We start from the raw sequence: 15,855 nt of genomic DNA, 5'->3' as shown, positions 1-15,855 counted from the left end.
GAACTATTGATAAACCATCATTTCCTGTAATAACCTGCTACCGAAAAAAGCAAATGTCAGAATAAATGCGCCAATCAGATTGAACCAAATAACGCGCTTGCCACGCCACCCTTCATGATAATGTCCCCAAAGCAAAATAACGTAGACGAACCAAGCAATGATAGATAAAACAGACTTATGAATATTTTCTTTACTAAAAACATCATCCATATACATGATGCCAGTGCATAGCGTTAATGTTAGTAAAATTACACCGACCTGGGTAATGTGAAACATTTTCCGCTCAATTGTCATCAATGGAGGGATACCAGAGGTAAAGGTGAGCTTTTTCTTTTTAAGCTGATAATCTAGCCAACCAAGTTGCAATGCATAAAGCGCTGCAATGAGTAAGGTGGCATAGCCGAGTAATGCCAACCCAATATGAATGAATAATTCAACACTATCTTCAAGATGAGTAATGAATTCTCCCGGCATCATACTGGCCAATACCAAATTGATCATAGCGAAACTATAAACAACTGGCAGTAAAAACCATGCACGCCCACGGAAAGCGACGATTGTCATGATAAGGCACACAAGCAAGCTGACAATTGAGCCTAGATTCAAGAGTGTCAGATTTTGCCCGCTGCTGACATGAAACACTTGATATTTCAATGCAACGGCGTGGGTTGTTAACGCTATAATTGCGAAAGAAAGTGCCAGCCTTTGATAACTGTTTTGTTGGCGAATTAAGCCTGGCACGATGAGCATCAGGCTAATGAGATAAGCAAGTAAAGCAATAATTGAAAATATCAGCATAACGTTTATCGTTTTCGCAATAGTGTTGAATGTTAACTCTTTACCTTTCAAGCGACCGTTTTGTTGGCTGTATTTAATCCTTCTGGTCACATATTCTTTTGATTACATATTCTTTGCTTATACAGTTAGTTATGTGATTATGGATAAATACTCTGCCATTTTATAGTGTAACTTGAAATCCATTGGATATGGATTGAGTACAAAATTTTAGTATACCGTTAGCAGGAGTAGCCTCCAACCGTTGTTAATCATACTTGGGAATCTCTTTGCAGAGATCACATAATCATCGTGTTATAATTCGTGAAATTTGCCTTACAAGTAGATCCACTTGTAGATATCAGAGCTGAGACAATGTTTGATAATTTAACTGACAGACTATCGCGCACATTGCGCAATATCAGCGGTCGCGGACGGCTGACAGAAGATAATATTAAAGATACGCTGCGCGAAGTCCGTATGGCTTTGCTCGAAGCGGATGTTGCATTGCCTGTTGTGCGTGATTTTATTGCACGTGTCAAAGAAAGTGCGGTGGGGCATGAGGTTAACAAAAGCCTTACCCCAGGTCAGGAGTTCGTCAAAATCGTTCAAAATGAATTGGTTAAGGCGATGGGAGAGGTTAATAGTGAACTGAATCTTTCCACACAGCCTCCTGCTGTGGTTCTTATGGCTGGTTTGCAAGGTGCAGGTAAAACTACCAGCGTTGCTAAATTAGGTAAGCTGCTGAAAGAAAAAAACAAGAAAAAAGTTTTGGTTGTGTCTGCCGACGTATACCGACCTGCAGCGATCAAGCAGCTTGAAACCTTGTCTGAAACGGTTGGAATTGACTTTTTCCCTTCAGAACCACAGGAAAAGCCCGTTGATATAGTCAATAAAGCGATCCAACATGCTAAGCTGAAATTTTATGATGTCTTGTTAGTCGATACAGCAGGCCGTCTGCATGTTGATGAAGCTATGATGGATGAAATCAAAGCGATTCATGCGGCTATCAATCCTGTTGAAACCCTGTTTGTTGTTGATGCGATGACAGGTCAAGATGCGGCAAATACCGCTAAAGCATTCAATGAAGCATTGCCACTAACCGGGGTTGTACTGACTAAAGTAGATGGTGATGCCCGTGGCGGTGCCGCACTCTCCATTCGCCACATCACGGGTAAGCCTATTAAATTCCTCGGTGTTGGTGAAAAGACGGATGCGTTGGAACCTTTCCATCCAGATCGCATTGCATCCCGTATTCTAGGTATGGGAGATATGCTTTCATTAATCGAAGAAATTGAAAGCAAAGTTGATCGCACCCAAGCGGAAAAACTGGCATCTAAACTGAAAAAAGGTGACGGTTTTGATTTAAGCGATTTTCTCGAACAACTTAAACAGATGCGTAACATGGGCGGAATGACCAGCATGTTGAGCAAAATGCCGGGAATGACGCAGATCCCTGATGCTGTTAAATCCCAAATGGATGACAAAATTCTGGTCAAAATGGAAGCCATAATTAATTCCATGACTCGTAAAGAACGTGAAAAACCAGAAATAATCAAAGGTTCTCGTAAACGCCGTATTGCAGTGGGATCGGGCACACAGGTGCAAGATGTCAATCGTTTGCTGAAACAGTTTGATGAAATGCAGCGCATGATGAAAAAGATGAAGAAAGGTGGTCTGGCAAAAATGATGCGAGGCATGAAAGGTATGCTTCCACCTGGATTTATGGGGCGATAATCAATAAAGTTGCGAAAGAAAATGTTCTTTGGATTGCTTTTTGCGCCAAAGTGAGTAAAATTTTCGGGCTTTTTAATGGACAGCCGGACTCCATTCCTCGATGGAGTCTGGTTGTTTTGCTAACTAATGAGGATGTTATGGTAACAATTCGTTTAGCTCGTGGCGGCGCAAAAAAGCGTCCGTTCTATCAAGTAGTCGTGACCGATAGCCGCAATGCGCGTGACGGTCGTTTTATTGAGCGTGTTGGTTTCTTCAACCCAATCGCTTCAGGAAATGCAGAGGCTCTGCGTTTAGATCTGGACCGTATCGAACACTGGGTTGGTCTGGGTGCATCTGTGTCTGATCGTGTTGCTGCACTGATCAAAGACGCTAAGAAAACAGCTTAATCTGTCGCGGTGGTAACAATGAGCAAACAATCTGGCCTAAAGCCCCCTGTTGAGCCAATCGTATTGGGGAAATTGGGTTCTGCGTATGGCATTCGTGGTTGGCTCAGAGTTTTTTCTTCCACCGAACATGCCGAAGACATTTTTGAATATCAGCCGTGGTTTATTCAACGTTCAGGCCAGTGTCAACATGTTGAACTGGAAGCGTGGAAATACCACAATCAGGATATTATCGTCAAAATTAAAGATATTGACGATCGGGATGCTGCGAATTTACTGACTAACGGTGAAATTATAGTCGATTCTAGCCAATTACCAGAGCTGGGAGAGGGTGACTATTACTGGAAAGACCTTATGGGGTGTCAAGTAATAAACATTGCTGGTTATAACCTTGGAACCATTCATGACATGATGGAAACGGGTTCTAACGATGTAATGGTAATAAAAGCAAACCTGAAAGATGCATTCGGTATCAAGGAACGGTTGGTTCCGTTTCTTGATGGGCAGGTTATCAAGAAAGTCGATCTTGCTACCAAAACAATTGAGGTAGATTGGGATCCTGGTTTTTAATCTCCGGTAAATACGGTTTAAATGAGTGGGACGCAGTATGTGGATTGGGGTTATTAGCCTGTTTCCTGAAATGTTCCGCGCAATAACCGATTACGGGGTAACTGGTCGGGCAGTAAAGAATGGCCTGCTGAGTATCGAATGCTGGAGTCCACGGGATTTTACCTATGACCGGCATCGTACTGTTGATGACCGTCCATATGGCGGTGGTCCAGGCATGCTGATGATGGTGCAACCATTACGGGAAGCCATTCATGCAGCCAAAGCTTCGGTGGGTGATGGTGCAAAGGTGATTTATCTTTCACCTCAGGGGCGCAAACTCGATCAACAAGGAGTTTGTGAACTAGCGACAAATGAGAAATTAATTCTGGTTTGCGGTCGTTACGAAGGTATTGATGAGCGTGTAATCCAAACCGAGATTGACGAAGAATGGTCTATCGGTGATTACGTTCTTAGTGGAGGAGAGCTTCCTGCAATGACGATGATTGACTCTATATCACGGTTTATTCCGGGAGTATTAGGGCGTCAAGCATCAGCAGAAGAAGACTCATTCGCTGATGGATTATTGGATTGTCCTCATTATACTCGCCCTGAAGTGTTAGATGGTATGGAAGTCCCTCCGGTTTTGCTGTCGGGAAACCATGCTGAAATTAATCGCTGGCGAATGAAACAATCGCTTGGCCGAACTTGGTTAAGAAGGCCCGAACTTCTAGAAAGCCTAGCTCTGACTGACGAGCAAAGGATGTTGCTATCTGAATTCCAACGGGAATATCAAGATCAGGCAACGAATTAATCCAGACATGTCCCGTGAAGGAATGTCTTTGATATATCAGTTTACCTAGGGTAAGAGAGTTATTATGAGCAACATTATTAAACAACTTGAACAAGAGCAGATGAAGCAAGACGTACCTTCATTCCGTCCGGGTGACACCGTGGAAGTTAAGGTATGGGTCGTTGAAGGTTCTAAAAAGCGTCTGCAGACATTCGAGGGCGTGGTTATTGCGATTCGTAACCGCGGTCTGCACTCTGCATTCACTGTTCGTAAAATTTCTAACGGCGAAGGCGTTGAGCGTGTATTCCAGACTCACTCCCCAGTCGTAGACAGCATCAACGTTAAACGTCGTGGTGCTGTTCGTAGAGCTAAACTGTACTACCTGCGTGAGCGTTCTGGTAAAGCTGCTCGTATTAAAGAGCGTCTGAACGCAAAATAATACGCTTTTGCTACATCCGAAAGTTATCGTTAAAGGCCAGTATATTCGCTGGCCTTTTTACATTCTAAATCAGATTATTTATTTGCTTTAGTTTTAAACTGGTTAAGGGGTATGACCAGCAGCAATTAACACCAACGAGACTACGGCAACAGATACAGGAGAAGCGATCGGAAACATACTATAGATTATATGATCAGAGGGTTTACCTGATTTCAAACCAAATACAAATGTTAGTATAAAAAGCCCAATCACAAATTAACCCCAACCTTACATAACGTGTACCGAGCAATAATCATATGATTATTATGGTAAATTACAGCGTTATCATATCTATCCTTAATAAAGAATATAAAAAATAGATAAAAGTTAGTAATACAGGTTTTTGCATCTAGATGGCTGATGCCTTCATCCCCCCAAGCTGATGATTGTAGCTTAAAACCCATTAGGTAAAGTTAATAATTATGTCTTTATATTTTTATAATAATATATCAATCCACTAATGATATTAATATAAAAAGGGGATTGGTTCTTATCTTTATCAGTTGATCTTAAATAATATTTATTGTATTTGTGATTAAATTTCAAGTAATTAATAAAATATTTCTTATTTGGATAAAGATGATAAATATGATTTACAATGAACTAATTTTAAAAATTGTTTATATATTTCTATTTGTAACTAAGGCTCGATGACTTATTGATACATTGATAGTATCAGTATTACTTAATGTAAATAATTATTTACATTAAGTTGGTGGTATTTACATTTTTGGATTGTATTCTTTACAATGCGTGGTATGTTATCCACCAGACACTCAGGAAAACATTAAACAGATAAAACTAAAGCAAGGCAGGTAGAGAAATGATCATGCAAAAAGACGCTCTTAATAACGTTCATATCCTTGATGAACAGGTTCTTATCACTCCAGAAGAGTTGAAACAGAAATATCAGTTGAATAGCAATGATCTACATGCCATTACAAACGCACGTAATACTATTGCTGATATTATTCAGCATCGTGATCCTCGTTTATTAGTGGTATGTGGTCCATGTTCAATTCATGATGTGGACGCTGCCCTAGAGTATGCTCACCGTTTGAAAGCGCTTTCTGCCGAATTAAGTGATTGCCTGTATATTGTTATGCGTGTCTATTTTGAAAAGCCCCGTACAACAGTTGGTTGGAAAGGTCTCATTAGTGATCCCTATATGGATGGCTCCTTTGATATGGACTCTGGGTTGCATATTGCTCGCCGCCTATTGTTGAACTTGGTAGAAATGGGATTACCTTTGGCTAATGAAGCTCTTGATCCCAATAATCCACAATATTTGGGAGATCTATTTAGCTGGTCAGCAATTGGCGCTAGAACGACTGAATCTCAAACTCACCGTGAAATGGCATCAGGCTTATCTGTATCAGTTGGGTTTAAAAATGGCACAGATGGTAATTTGAATACTGCAATTAATGCTATGAAGGCAGCAGCAATGCCTCATCGTTTTATGGGAATAAATCAGTCTGGCCAAATTTGTTTGTTACAAACTCAGGGTAATCCGAATGGACATGTAATATTGCGTGGTGGTGCAGTGCCGAATTACAGTGCAGAACATGTTGCTGACTGTGAAGGCCAAATGATTAAAGCAGGGCTGATACCATCACTGATGATTGATTGTAGTCACGGTAATTCCAATAAAGATTTTCGTCGTCAAAACGTTGTTGTGGATTCTGTTGCTGAACAAATTATGTCTGGAAATCAATCCATTATTGGTATTATGTTAGAAAGCCATATTAATGAAGGCAACCAATCTTCCGAACAACCTCGTGATGAGATGAAATATGGTGTTTCGGTAACTGACGCCTGTATTAGCTGGCAGGTTACGGAGCAGATATTGAGAAAACTGCATCAACAAATTGCTCCACATTTGACCAATCGAAATATGATGATGGAAAAAGCAGGATAATCAATATGGCAGCAGAATTATCACAGCTGAGAGCTCAAATTGATGAGGTGGATAAAACCTTATTATCTTTGTTGGCAAAAAGAATGAATTTAGTAGCTCAGGTTGGCGAAGTTAAGAGCCAGCTTGGTTTCCCGATTTACGCACCTGAGAGGGAGGCAGCAATGTTAGCTTCCCGTCGTCAAGAGGCGGAAAATATGGGAATTCCGCCTGATTTGATTGAAGATATATTACGCCGAATTATGCGTGAGTCTTATGTAAGCGAAAATAACAAAGGCTTTAAAAAACTGGGCACTCATTTGGGACCAGTGGTCATTGTAGGCGGCTCAGGCAAAATGGGGAAATTATTCAGTCGATTTTTGGCGCTATCTGGCTATGAGGTTAGAGTGCTCGAAACTGATGATTGGGATAATGTTGAACATATATTGGCAGGAGCAGGGATGGTCATAGTCAGCGTTCCCATACATTTGACTGACAAGATTATTCGTCGATTACCTCCTTTGCCAGAACAATGCATTTTAGTTGATTTGGCTTCCATAAAACAAAGGCCGTTAAATGCGATGCTTGATGTACATCAGGGGCCTGTTTTAGGGTTGCACCCTATGTTTGGGCCAGATGTAGGCAGCTTTGCTAAGCAAGTGGTTGTGTATTGTGATGGGCGTTATCCAGAAGCATATCAATGGTTTTTGGAGCAAATATCGGTATGGGGAGCGAAATTACATCAAATAAACGCAGATAAGCATGATAAAAATATGGGCTTCATTCAGGCGTTGCGTCATTTCACTACCTTTTCTTATGGACGACATCTTGCAAAAGAAAATATCGACTTGCAACAATTACTGTCACTATCTTCACCAATATATCGATTGGAGCTGGTGATGGTGGGACGATTATTTGCGCAGAATCCTCAGTTGTATGCTGATATTATTATGTCTAGCCCTGAAAACATTGAACTTATTCGTCAATATTACCAGAGTTTTGGGCAGGCTTTGGAAATATTGGAACATCAAGATAAGTCAGCTTTTATTGAGAGCTTTAACCAAGTGAGTGATTGGTTTGGCGATGAAGCAGCTCGATTTATGGAGGAAAGCCGAGTGCTTTTACAGCAGGCTAATGATAATCGAGTATAGATATTGACTGGATATAGTGCATTGAAATATATAAGAATATTAAAACCGGATGGAGACATCCGGTTTTTTATTTTAGGTGGGATCAATAGGGATTACATTTTCTGATGGATAAGATCCCAATACTTTCAGAAAACGAGTAATTTTTGTCAATTCTTTCAATGCTTGTTGCATTTTTATAGAGCGCAGATTGATTTGCACATCAATATAAAACATCTCTTCCCACGGTTTACCATTTATTGGACGAGATTCTAATTTACTCATGGGAATATCATGTTTCTTTAAGATAATCAGTGTATCAACCAAAGCCCCTGCTTGCTGTCCAGTTGACATAATAAAGGTGGTTTTGGCAGGAACTTGATCGGATACTTCAATAGGTTTACGGGCAACAACAATAAAGCGAGTGCTATTCTCTTGCTGATTTGCCAAGTTGTTTTCTAAAACATGTAATCCATAGAGCGCACCGCCAGCCTCACTTCCTAACGCAACGGATTCTGGTGAATTGAGTTCAGCCACTTTTTGCATAGCAGCAGCAGTGCTTTCACAGTAGATAATGTTCCATTCGGGATATTTATTGAGATATTGGCTACATTGTTGGAAAGGTTGGGAATGGCTATAAACGGTTTTTATTTTTGAGATATCAGTTTGCCCGGAAATCAATAGACAGTGGTTTATGGGGAGGGTGATTTCTCCAACAAGCGATAAAGGGGTATGCTGCAATAAATCATAAACCTCATTGATTGCCCCTGAGCTGGTATTTTCCAGTGGCAGAATGCCGTAATCAGCCTGACCAATCTCAACCAATGAAAAAATATCTGAGAATTTATGGCAACTGCATTCAATCAGCTGGTTAAAGTGACGGGCAGCAAATTGCCGAGCTGCAATATGAGAATATGAACCTTTTGGTCCTAGAAAAGTAATGCGGGCAGAATCGTAAGGTGTTTGATTCAGATGTTGCTGTAATAAAGCTTGTTGAGTAAGAACTGAATCCTCAATGATCATCTGAAATAGCCGAGTTATATAAAAACCGTCTAATCCACATGCTTTTCCTTTATTAATCAATGTATTCAATAATTCTCGTTCACGATTTTTATCTCGGATAGGATGATTATCGAGCAATTTTGTCTGAGCGATGTTACCAGCTAACTCCCGGCGTTTGGCGAGTAGATCCAGTAAATCTGCATCAATATTACTAATTTCTTCTCGTAAGTTAACTAAATCTCGTTCCATAGCATGTTCCTGACATTCTTATTATGAGCATAGTTTGTGTATTGTGGATATTTTTACGATCAGTAAAACAAAAAACCTCCCTGCTGGTGGGAGGTTTTTATTCGTCTTCTTACAATTCTTTTTTGAAACGAAATAACCTCCTCATGAGAAGGTGAAAAAAAAGAAAAAGAATAAAAAAGACGGTTTGATGATCATTTGGCCTGTTAGCACACTGTTTGGTTGTTTCAATGATGTATTTTAATTAACCTATTTAGAATGGGGTGTCAACAGAAGGATTTCCATCTTTCAAACTAGTTTTTAATAATTATTGGCATACAGTTAGATTGGCTAAGCAAACAGCGAATAAAATAGAAGATAAGTCCAATAGGTGAAACAACGGTAAAAACGCGCTCATTGAGCGCGTTAGAGCAAGAATAAGGGATGATTATACTTCTAGGTTGAAGTTGGACTCTTTAACACTATTATCTGCACGTCGAGCTTCTGCTTTATGCTGTACTTTATTGAGTTGTCGTTCTAATTTTGTCAACAGCTCATTGATAGCAGCGTACATATCTTCATGTTTGGCACTGGCCACTAATGTGCCATTCGGTGTACCAATTGTGGCATCAACCAAGAATCCTTGCGGTTCTTTTGATAGTACAATATGTGGGTTAATTAGAATGACTTGCCACTTACTCAACTTATTTAGACGGTCTTCTACGTGGCTACGAATTGCGGGGGTAATTTCCATTTGTTTGCTGGTAATGTTTATTGACATATAGTTACCTCTTTAATGTTGCTCCGTCTTTAATGTACCCAGCATAGCGCTCTTTCGCGTAAAAAGAATGATCTAAATCACTTTTGCTGTGCGGTTTTGGAAGTAAGTGGCAGAATTGTGATAATCAAGGAAGATATGGAGAATATTTGTTGCTAAGAAAGACATTGTGCGTCATTATCGATCAGTTACGGAATTATAATCTAGTGAAATAATTTTATTGAGTAAGTTATTTTTAGGCTAAAAACAATAGAAATATAACCAAAACGTATTCGATTTGTTGCCTAAACAGAACAAAAAGATAAGCCTAGCAAAAACTACATTCCCGGCAGTTTATCTCCTTAACAACGACACTACACATACTGTAATAAATCAAAAACAGCAGCTGTTTAGCTGCCATTTTTGATCGGCTGTTCAAATCTAACGATATTGAATTTTATGCGGGGTTGGCAGTTATCAGCTGTGCCACTTTATTTGCTTCGGCTGTCAGGCCTAATTCCTTATAAGCTGACTCCATATAAGGAAGCGCTTCCCGAGTTGCGCTTGTATTAGGATAGTCTCGTAGCATTTGTTCTACACGATTGACGACAGCTACATAAGCGCTGCGTGTAGTGTAGTATTTCACAACTGCAAGTTCATATTTGGCTAAACGTTCTTTAAGGAATACTAGCCGCTTGATAGCATCAGCTGAATACTGGCTGTTTGGATAGTAACGTGCCAATTGGTTGAAATCACGGAGTGCGGCACGGGCATGTTCAGGATCACGATTTGATCGATCAATGCCGAGAAAGCCTTGCAATAGATTATCATCCAGAGCCTGTGAAACCAAACCACGCATATACAGCACATAGTCAATATTAGGGTGGGTTGGGTTCAGGCGCATGAAACGGTCGATAGATGCGAGAGCCAGTGGGTATTCTGCTGATTTGTAGTAGGCATAGATCAAATCAAGCTGAACCTGTTGGGAATACGGCCCAAAAGGATATCGGTTATCAAGGGATTCCAATTGCTTAATAGCCGTTTTATAGTTACCTTCTTGCAGCTTTTCCTGCCCAATTGAATAAATTTGAGATGGCGGGATATCAGGAACAGCATCCTTATTGCTGGAACATCCAGATAAAACCAGGCTCAATGTGGTCGCTGCCACCAGATATTTCATGCGAATCATCACGTGTTGATTATCCTCTGAGTATTTTCTGGGAGACTGTCCGTGAAGCTCCCGGCAAAATATAGGGTTACAATAGCACACTATTTTAAATGAAACGGCCTCGCCGTCAAAACTCAACGTAAAATATAGAAATTATATATGGCACAACAAATCCGACTTAATGCAATAGTCGCTGAATCTCAGCTTGGTCAACGTTTAGATCAAGCTTTGGCTGAATTGTTCCCTGATTATTCAAGGTCACGTATAAAAGAGTGGATCTTAGATAATAAAGTTCAAGTTAATGGCAAATTAATTAACAAACCGAAAGAAAAAGTTCTGGGCAGTGAAGAAATTTTCATTGATGCTATCATTGAAGAGGATGCACGTTGGGAGCCTCAGGATATTGAACTAAATATTGTCTATGAAGACGACGATATTTTGGTAATCAATAAACCACGTGATTTAGTCGTTCATCCGGGAGCAGGTAATCCTGACGGCACAGTATTGAATGCCTTGTTATACCGTTATCCTGAAATTGCAGATGTTCCCCGTGCAGGCATTGTTCACCGTCTTGACAAAGATACAACCGGGCTAATGGTTGTGGCAAAAACGGTTCCAGCACAAACTCGTTTGGTGGAATCTTTGCAATTACGTGAAATAACCCGTGAATATGAAGCGATTGCTTTGGGATGCATGACAGCCGGAGGAACGGTAGAAGAACCCATTTCTCGCCATCCAACAAAGCGGACACATATGGCAGTACACCCTATGGGAAAACCTGCTGTTACCCATTATCGAGTAATGGAACATTTCCGAGCATATACTCGTTTGCGTTTGCGTTTGGAAACAGGCAGAACACACCAAATTCGTGTGCACATGGCACATATAAAACACCCGTTGGTGGGAGATCCTCTGTACGGTGGTCGGCCTCGTCCATTAAAAGGAGCTTCTGATGAATTTCGCGAAGTGATGCGCAGTTTTGATCGTCAGGCATTGCATGCAACTATGTTACGTCTTTACCATCCGATTACTGGAATTGAGATGGAATGGCATGCCCCATTACCGGATGACATGATTAAATTAATTGAAGTGATGAAAGCGGATGCTGAATCTTTTAAAGATGAGATGGATTGGTAATTAAATGACACCACTGATTTTTCCTGATTGGCCACAGCCTGATAATGTTGGTGCTTGCAGTACTACCCGCTTGGGTGGAGTAAGTTTACCTCCATATGACAGTTTAAATCTGGGGAATCATGTCGGGGACGTTCCAGAATATGTGGAGCGAAATAGAACCTTATTGGTTGAATACGCCCAATTGCCGCAGCAACCTATATGGTTGGAACAAGTACATGGAACACGTGTTATCACACTTGATGGTCAGTCATTGGTAAACAATCGGGCCGATGCCGTTTACACAAATATACCCGGGCAGGTTTGTGCTGTGATGACCGCAGATTGCTTGCCAGTTCTCTTTTGCAGTATTTCTGGTGATGAAGTTGCAGCAGCCCATGCAGGCTGGCGTGGATTATGTTCAGGAGTGCTGGAGAATACTGTGTCTCGATTTAGTGCAAAGCCTGACATGATCCGTGCATGGTTGGGGCCCGCTATTGGCCCTGAAAAATTTGAGGTGGGGAGTGATGTTAGAGAAACCTTCATTACGGCCAATTCTGATCTAGAGCAAGCTTTCACACCGTATGGTGACAAGTTTCTGGCAAATATTTACTTACTGGCTAAATTAAAGTTGCAGTCAGTAGGAATAACAGAAATTTTTGGTGGAACCGAATGTACTGTCTCGGAGGAAAAAAACTTTTTCTCCTATCGTCGAGATGGTAATACAGGGCGAATGGCAACTTTAATTTGGTTGCAATAGCCTACTTCATAGGACGATCTTTGGCGCATACATAGAAGTAAGTTTCCAATTAACTTTTCAGAAGACCTTGAATATTTAAGGAATGACCTTATCTAGTTTTCAGTAACTAATTCTGACCAGTATTGGAGGTGTTATGCGTCTGGATCGTCTTACTAATAAATTCCAGCTTGCTCTCGCTGACGCCCAATCCCTCGCATTAGGGCGTGATAATCAATTCATCGAACCTATCCATTTGATGAGTGCATTACTCAATCAAGAAGGCGGCTCAGTTCGTCCTTTATTAGCCTCGGCAGGGGTGGATACGGGAAGCTTCAATAATCAACTGAATCAGGCTCTGGACCGATTGCCAAAAGTAGAGGGCAATGGTGGAGATGTGCAGGTATCCAACGAACTGGGACGTTATCTAAACCTGTGTGACAAACTTGCACAAAAAACAGGTGATAATTTTATTTCTTCTGAACTCTTTGTTCTGGCAGTGATAGAAGAACGTGGAACGTTAAGTGACATGCTGAAAGCTGCAGGAACAGCTAAAGATAAAATCACTAAGGCAATAGAACAGATGCGTGGTGGTGAAAAAGTGTATGATCAAGGTGCAGAGGATCAGCGTCAAGCGTTAAAGAAATATACAATTGATCTGACTGAACGTGCTGAACAAGGCAAGTTGGATCCTGTTATTGGACGTGATGAAGAAATCCGTCGAACCATTCAAGTATTGCAACGTAGAACCAAAAATAATCCTGTTCTTATTGGTGAACCCGGAGTTGGGAAGACCGCAATTGTCGAAGGCTTGGCACAGCGTATTGTTAATGGTGAAGTTCCAGAAGGACTGAAAAATAAACGTGTCCTATCTCTAGATATGGGGGCGTTATTAGCTGGTGCTAAATACCGTGGTGAATTTGAAGAGCGCTTGAAAGGTGTTTTGAACGATCTTGCCAAACAGGAAGGTTCAGTCATTCTGTTTATTGATGAATTGCATACCATGGTCGGAGCAGGCAAAGCCGAAGGCGCAATGGATGCCGGTAACATGCTGAAACCCGCATTGGCTCGTGGTGAACTGCATTGTGTCGGGGCAACAACACTTGATGAATATCGGCAATATATAGAAAAAGATGCAGCTTTGGAGCGTCGTTTCCAGAAAGTTTATGTGGCAGAACCCACTGTTGAGGATACGATTGCTATCTTACGTGGGCTAAAAGAGCGATATGAATTGCATCATCATGTTCAGATTACAGATCCGGCAATCGTTGCAGCGGCAACGTTGTCTCATCGCTATATTTCTGATCGTATGTTGCCTGACAAAGCGATTGACCTGATTGATGAAGCCGGGGCGAGTCTTCGTATGCAGATGGATTCTAAACCAGAAGCACTGGATCGCCTTGAGCGTCGCGTTATTCAATTGAAGCTTGAACAGCAGGCACTGAAAAAAGAGTCTGATGATGCCAGTAAAAAACGTTTAGAAATGCTGAACGAGGAATTAGCAGAAAAAGAACGTGAATACTCTGAATTGGAAGAAGAGTGGAAAGCAGAGAAAGCTGAACTTAGTGGCACTCAGAATATCAAAGCCGAATTAGAGAATACTCGTATTGAATTAGAAAAGGCACGGCGTAACGGTGACTTGGCCAAAATGTCTGAAATTCAGTACGGAAAAATTCCAGAACTGGAAAAACGTCTGGCAACAGCAACAGCAACGGAAAATCGTCACATGAAGCTGCTGCGTAACAAAGTTACGGATGCTGAGATCGCTGAAATACTTGCTCGTTGGACTGGAATTCCTGTATCGAGAATGTTGGAAAGCGAAAAAGACAAGTTACTGCGCATGGAGCAAGAATTGCATAAACGTGTGATTGGGCAGAACGAAGCTGTTGATGCCGTATCGAATGCAATTCGTCGTAGCAGAGCGGGGCTATCTGATCCCTATCGTCCAATCGGTTCTTTCATGTTTTTGGGGCCGACTGGGGTGGGTAAAACTGAATTATGTAAGGCATTGGCTAATTTCTTGTTTGACAGTGATGACGCTATGGTGCGCATTGATATGTCGGAATTTATGGAAAAACACGCAGTTTCAAGGTTGGTGGGAGCTCCTCCCGGATATATTGGATATGAAGAAGGTGGATATTTGACAGAAGCAGTGCGCCGCCGTCCTTATTCTGTCATTTTGCTGGATGAAGTAGAGAAAGCACACCCGGATGTTTTCAATATCTTGCTGCAGGTATTGGATGATGGTCGTCTGACTGATGGTCAGGGGAGGACTGTTGATTTTCGTAACACAGTTGTGATTATGACCTCTAACTTGGGGTCCGATATGATTCAGGAGCGTTTTGGGGCACTGGATTATGCGGGTATGAAAAATATAGTAATGGAAGTGGTGAGCCATCATTTCAGACCTGAGTTTATCAACCGTGTTGATGAAGTTGTTGTGTTCCATCCGTTAGGAAAAGAACATCTGACATCTATTGCGAATATTCAATTGCAACGTTTATACCAGCGTCTGGAAGAGCGTGGCTATCAGGTAGAGATGACACCTTCAGCACTGGTAAAACTAAGTGAAGCGGGCTTTGATCCTGTATATGGCGCTCGCCCATTGAAACGAGCTATTCAGCAAGAGATTGAAAACCCGCTGGCTCAGCAAATTCTTTCTGGCAAGTTGCTTCCGGGTAAATTAGTGACTTTGGAGCTAGAAGGCGATCGTATTATTGCAAAGCAATGACATTGTTTGCAGAGGAAATCTTTAACTATAAAATTATATAGAAGATAAATTTGCGTTGAGATCATCAAAAGAGGTGTAAAAAACACCTCTTTTTTCTTTATAGTAGGTTGGAAAAAAAACAAATTAAGGTGTTTTGTGTAATAAATGCGCGATTGGGGCTTTTTTTTAAAATAATTGTTGCCAGTATCACGAAAGTCCCTATAATGCGCTTCCGTTGTCACGACAAACACACAAATCTGTCGGGGTGACAAAGTGAAAGACCTTGAAAAATAAGGCTTGACACTGAAAGAGGAAAGCGTAAGATACGCAGCCTCGCAACCGGGAAACGAATCATCGGTTGCAATGCTCTTTAACAATTGAATCAGACAATCTGTGTGGGCACTCGCAAGAC

Annotated in this window: 14 protein-coding genes; 10 read left to right on the top strand and 4 right to left on the bottom strand. The window is 41.2% G+C overall.

The features are described 5' to 3' along the window. Positions 1 to 3: 3 nt before the first annotated feature. The gene (locus Xvie_RS03260; RefSeq protein WP_086108073.1) at positions 4 to 798 is read right to left on the bottom strand and encodes a cytochrome C assembly family protein; all 795 of its coding nucleotides are present in this window, start codon (positions 796 to 798) and stop codon (positions 4 to 6) included. A gap of 351 nt (positions 799 to 1,149) precedes the next feature. Between Xvie_RS03260 and ffh the strand changes: the two genes are divergently transcribed. From ffh to tyrA, 7 genes are all read left to right on the top strand, one after another. Continuing rightward, a complete protein-coding gene (ffh, locus tag Xvie_RS03255; RefSeq protein ID WP_086107935.1) occupies positions 1,150 to 2,511 on the top strand; it encodes a signal recognition particle protein in 1,362 nt (453 codons plus the stop codon). A 137-nt stretch (positions 2,512 to 2,648) separates the two neighbouring features. Further along, the gene (gene rpsP / locus Xvie_RS03250) at positions 2,649 to 2,897 is read left to right on the top strand and encodes a 30S ribosomal protein S16 (RefSeq protein ID WP_047961642.1); all 249 of its coding nucleotides are present in this window, start codon (positions 2,649 to 2,651) and stop codon (positions 2,895 to 2,897) included. A gap of 18 nt (positions 2,898 to 2,915) precedes the next feature. Continuing rightward, entirely contained in the window at positions 2,916 to 3,464 is a 549-nt protein-coding gene (gene rimM, locus Xvie_RS03245) for a ribosome maturation factor RimM (protein ID WP_086107934.1), read from the top strand. A gap of 37 nt (positions 3,465 to 3,501) precedes the next feature. Then, complete coding sequence (gene trmD / locus Xvie_RS03240; protein ID WP_086107933.1) at positions 3,502 to 4,254, top strand: tRNA (guanosine(37)-N1)-methyltransferase TrmD; 753 nt, start codon at positions 3,502 to 3,504, stop codon at positions 4,252 to 4,254. Positions 4,255 to 4,318: 64 nt separating this feature from the next. Continuing rightward, complete coding sequence (gene rplS / locus Xvie_RS03235; RefSeq protein ID WP_010845356.1) at positions 4,319 to 4,672, top strand: 50S ribosomal protein L19; 354 nt, start codon at positions 4,319 to 4,321, stop codon at positions 4,670 to 4,672. Positions 4,673 to 5,534: 862 nt separating this feature from the next. Then, positions 5,535 to 6,629 carry a 3-deoxy-7-phosphoheptulonate synthase gene (locus tag Xvie_RS03230; RefSeq protein WP_086107932.1) on the top strand — a complete coding sequence of 365 codons (1,095 nt, stop codon included), beginning with the start codon at positions 5,535 to 5,537 and terminating at the stop codon, positions 6,627 to 6,629. Positions 6,630 to 6,634: 5 nt separating this feature from the next. Then, positions 6,635 to 7,756, top strand: a complete 1,122-nt coding sequence (gene tyrA, locus Xvie_RS03225) for a bifunctional chorismate mutase/prephenate dehydrogenase (protein WP_086107931.1) — start codon at positions 6,635 to 6,637, stop codon at positions 7,754 to 7,756. Between the two features lie 72 nt (positions 7,757 to 7,828). On the opposite strand, the gene pheA is transcribed toward tyrA, so the two are convergent. From pheA to bamD, 3 genes are all read right to left on the bottom strand, one after another. After that, the gene (pheA, locus tag Xvie_RS03220) at positions 7,829 to 8,983 is read right to left on the bottom strand and encodes a bifunctional chorismate mutase/prephenate dehydratase (RefSeq protein ID WP_086107930.1); all 1,155 of its coding nucleotides are present in this window, start codon (positions 8,981 to 8,983) and stop codon (positions 7,829 to 7,831) included. A gap of 424 nt (positions 8,984 to 9,407) precedes the next feature. Further along, positions 9,408 to 9,740, bottom strand: a complete 333-nt coding sequence (gene raiA, locus Xvie_RS03215) for a ribosome-associated translation inhibitor RaiA (protein WP_086107929.1) — start codon at positions 9,738 to 9,740, stop codon at positions 9,408 to 9,410. Between the two features lie 433 nt (positions 9,741 to 10,173). Next, complete coding sequence (gene bamD / locus Xvie_RS03210; RefSeq protein WP_208612511.1) at positions 10,174 to 10,896, bottom strand: outer membrane protein assembly factor BamD; 723 nt, start codon at positions 10,894 to 10,896, stop codon at positions 10,174 to 10,176. Positions 10,897 to 11,043: 147 nt separating this feature from the next. Here bamD and rluD point away from each other — a divergent pair, with 147 nt between their 5' ends. From rluD to clpB, 3 genes are all read left to right on the top strand, one after another. After that, entirely contained in the window at positions 11,044 to 12,021 is a 978-nt protein-coding gene (gene rluD, locus Xvie_RS03205; RefSeq protein WP_086107927.1) for a 23S rRNA pseudouridine(1911/1915/1917) synthase RluD, read from the top strand. Between the two features lie 4 nt (positions 12,022 to 12,025). Beyond that, on the top strand, positions 12,026 to 12,757 hold the full coding sequence (gene yfiH / locus Xvie_RS03200; protein WP_086107926.1) for a purine nucleoside phosphorylase YfiH: 732 nt from the start codon (positions 12,026 to 12,028) through the stop codon (positions 12,755 to 12,757). A 133-nt stretch (positions 12,758 to 12,890) separates the two neighbouring features. After that, a complete protein-coding gene (gene clpB / locus Xvie_RS03195) occupies positions 12,891 to 15,464 on the top strand; it encodes an ATP-dependent chaperone ClpB (protein ID WP_086107925.1) in 2,574 nt (857 codons plus the stop codon). The last annotated feature ends 391 nt before the right edge of the window (positions 15,465 to 15,855 follow it).

This window comes from Xenorhabdus vietnamensis (assembly GCF_002127535.1).
Lineage (GTDB): Bacteria > Pseudomonadota > Gammaproteobacteria > Enterobacterales > Enterobacteriaceae > Xenorhabdus > Xenorhabdus vietnamensis.
Note: the sequence above shows the minus strand (reverse complement) of the source record. Positions and strands in the feature narration are given on the sequence as shown.